General features: G+C 60.0%; 3 protein-coding genes. 2 read left to right on the plus strand and 1 reads right to left on the minus strand.

All coding sequences use genetic code 11. The features are described 5' to 3' along the window. Together VF672_RS21610 and VF672_RS21615 are read left to right on the plus strand one after the other, a co-directional pair. Positions 1-978: HAMP domain-containing methyl-accepting chemotaxis protein (locus VF672_RS21610; RefSeq protein WP_331106696.1), on the plus strand; the 978-nt coding region annotated here is incomplete at its 5' end. Positions 979-1,174: 196 nt separating this feature from the next. Next, positions 1,175-2,341, plus strand: a complete 1,167-nt coding sequence (locus VF672_RS21615; protein WP_331106698.1) for a hypothetical protein — start codon at positions 1,175-1,177, stop codon at positions 2,339-2,341. Positions 2,342-2,462: 121 nt separating this feature from the next. On the opposite strand, the gene can is transcribed toward VF672_RS21615, so the two are convergent. Further along, positions 2,463-3,104 carry a carbonate dehydratase gene (gene can / locus VF672_RS21620; protein WP_065991764.1) on the minus strand — a complete coding sequence of 214 codons (642 nt, stop codon included), beginning with the start codon at positions 3,102-3,104 and terminating at the stop codon, positions 2,463-2,465. Positions 3,105-3,106: the final 2 nt, after the last annotated feature.

Here is a 3,106-nt window from a genome sequence, read left to right on the forward strand (position 1 = left end):
CCCCTGCGTCAGTCACTGCACATAGCCAGCACCATCGCCCAAGGAGACTTGAGCCCTCAGCCAATTCCGGAAGGAAAGGACGAAATGGCTGAGCTACTGAAGACCTTGGGCGTAATGCGCGCCAACCTGCACGGGACGATGGATCAGATCTATGCGGCGGCCGGCCAGTTGAGCCAGTCGGTCCAGGAGATGGGCGCGATTGCCGAAACGAGCGCCAGAAACCTGCAGCTGCAGAACACTGAAATTGAGCAGGCGGCGGTTGCGGTGAACCAGATGAGCCAGGCGGCCGGGGAAGTGGCCGACAATGCCAGCAGTACGTCGAGTGAGTCGAGAGCGTCCAACGAAGCCGCCGCCGAAGGGCGCCTGCGCCTCACCGGAACGATTGATTCGATCAAGGCGCTGACCGACAACGTTCTGGATTCATCTCATGAGGCCGACGGTCTGGCCGAGCGCACGTTGAGCATCAGCAAGATTCTCGAAGTGATCCGCGCCATTGCCAATCAGACCAACCTGCTCGCGCTAAATGCGGCCATCGAGGCAGCACGAGCCGGCGACGCAGGCCGTGGATTCGCCGTGGTGGCCGATGAAGTCCGCTCCCTGGCCCAACGCACCAGCGCGTCGACAGCCGAAATCGAAACCCTGATCAACGATGTGCAAAAGAGCACTCAGGACACAGCGCAAACGTTACGCGTCACCGCTGCGCAGGCGAACCTCACGCTGGAGCAGGCCGCTGCCACCGGTCACGCGCTGACCGTCATCATCAGCTCAACCTCGACCATCAGCGACCGCAACATGATGATCGCAAGCGCTGCCGAGCAACAGGCGCAGGTGGCGAACGAGGTGGATCGCAACCTGAGCAGCATCCGCGAGCTGTCGACGCAATCGGCATCGGGCGCTCAGCAAACCACCGTGGCGAGCAATGCGCTTTCAATGCTGGCGACTGACCTGAACACCATGGTTCAGCGGTTCGTCTTGTAAGCCGCTCGCCCAATCCGGAAAGGCGCCTGCCAGTCCGCTCGCGCCTCAGGCCTGCGCTTTCTTTCACGCCGATAAGCGTCCTTCTTTAAAAACTTTTCATCGCGTCCATCGCCGCCCATTCCCAGCCCTGCCTAAGTGTTTCATTATCGAAACACCACCCACGCAGATGGGTGTCTACGCCAACAAGGACATGAGCATGAAAAAAACAGCTGCATTGAGCATCGCCCTCACCGCATTGACGCTAAGCCTCACCGCGCAGGCAGACGTCAACGTCAAACTGGGCAGCAAGGAACGCGTCACTCGCCTGTTCGCCTACCCAAATAACTGCAACGTCATCTGCTTCCGAAACTGGACGCTGGAGCAAACTGTCGAGCACTACCTCACGCAAAGTGTGCAGCGTGACGGCTATGGCGCTGCCAAGGTTGCCGTCCATAACGACAACGATGTGATTTACGCCGACATCACTGGCGTGCCGGACGGCTACGACAAACCACTCTCCGCCCTGCTCGACGCAGGCGATCTGGCTTATGCGGGGGCGAGCAAGCTGAACGCCGACAATAAATTCGCCTACAACTGGTATCTGTTCCTGCCGCTGGGCATGGCGCTGGAAAACCGCAAAAGCGTCGAGTTGCTGCACTTTCCGCCGGACTACTCGCTGACGCAGGCTCAGGACTATCTCTTTTCGGCCACCACGGATCGCTGGGCCGCGCTGCTCACCAACAACGGCATTGCGACGGAGCAGACGCCCGCTTACCAGACCATCATCGACATCGCGCCCATTGCTGCGCCGTCCAACGCTGGTAAGGACCTCGAAAACGTCTACAGCTACTTCACTGATTACCAGACCAACATGGTCAAGCAGCTGACGCAAAGCGCGGCGGGTGCGTCGCTGCCGATGGTCGCCTTCGGGGCCCCGGTGCGGGCCTGGCTCAAGCAGCAATACAACGTCACCGTTCCGGTGCTGGGCCTGGCGAACATCAGCCCGGCGAACGGGCAAAACGTCGCGGTGCTGGGCTCCAATCACCCGAGCTATATCTGGAACGCGGCGGACAAAAGCAATTACGGCGGGGACGAAGCCAAGGCGGATGAAGCCGGCTTGAAGGTCATGGGGCAGGACCTGAGCGCGGCGTGCTGGCAGGCCGGCATGGGCCAGAAGCCGACAAATGATCCGGCCGCTCTGTTGAAACAATGCACCGCGAACTGGCAGGTGACCAACAAGGCTGAGACCTGCAAGTTGTTCTTCACCACCGTGCGCAAACTGAGCCCTGATCAGGCAGCAGCGAAATGCCGGACGGGCGAGGTGTCGCGTCAGATCAAGCAGTTGCAAAAACCGCTGCCGGAGATGCAGAAAGTCCAGCTGTAACCCACCGGTCCTGTAGGCGTGAGCGTGCTCGCGATGTCTTCAGCTCACACGGATGTGACTGGACTAACGCTATCGCGAGCAAGCTCACTCCTACACCTTGATGGACGCCTGCCCTACCGGATCACTCGCCCTGCGGACGCAACCGATACTGAGGCGGCAATTGCTCCGGGCCGCTGATGGTCGCGTTCAGGCTCTTCCATCGCCCGTCCTTGATGCCATAAATGCAGCCGTGGACGGACAACTTCTGCCCGCGGTGCCAGGCGTTTTGAACAATGCTGGTGTGGCCCACGTTGGCAACCTGCTGAATCACGTTCAGTTCGCACAACCGGTCGACTTGCTCTTCTTCGGTCGGCAGCTTGGCCAGTAGCTCGCGGTTTTCGTAGTACAGGTCGCGAATCGTGCGCAGCCAGCCGTCGATCAAGCCGAACTGGCGATCCTGCATGGACGCCCGCACCCCGCCGCACCCGTAGTGACCGGTGACGAGGATGTGTTTGACCTTGAGTACATCAACTGCGTACTGAATCACCGACAGGCAGTTGAGGTCGGTGTGCAGCACCACGTTCGCCACGTTGCGGTGCACGAACAGATCGCCCGGCAGCATGCCGACGATTTCATTGGCGGGGACACGTGCGTCTGAACAACCGATCCATAAAAATTCCGGCGTCTGCTGGCGCGCCAGCTTGGCAAAGAACTCGGGGTCTTCTTCCTTGATGGCGGCAGCCCAACGTTCGTTGTTGTCGATCAAGTCTTGTAGTTCGTTCATGC

The organism is Pseudomonas sp., assembly GCF_036387035.1.
In the GTDB taxonomy this organism is placed as follows: Bacteria; Pseudomonadota; Gammaproteobacteria; order Pseudomonadales; family Pseudomonadaceae; genus Aquipseudomonas.

What these genes read in the sequence shown, in the direction of transcription:
- VF672_RS21615 (WP_331106698.1), top strand. Translation starts at nt 1,175, where the DNA reads ATGAAAAAAACAGCTGCATTGAGCATCGCCCTCACCGCATTGACGCTA.
- can (WP_065991764.1), bottom strand. Translation starts at nt 3,104, where the DNA reads ATGAACGAACTACAAGACTTGATCGACAACAACGAACGTTGGGCTGCC.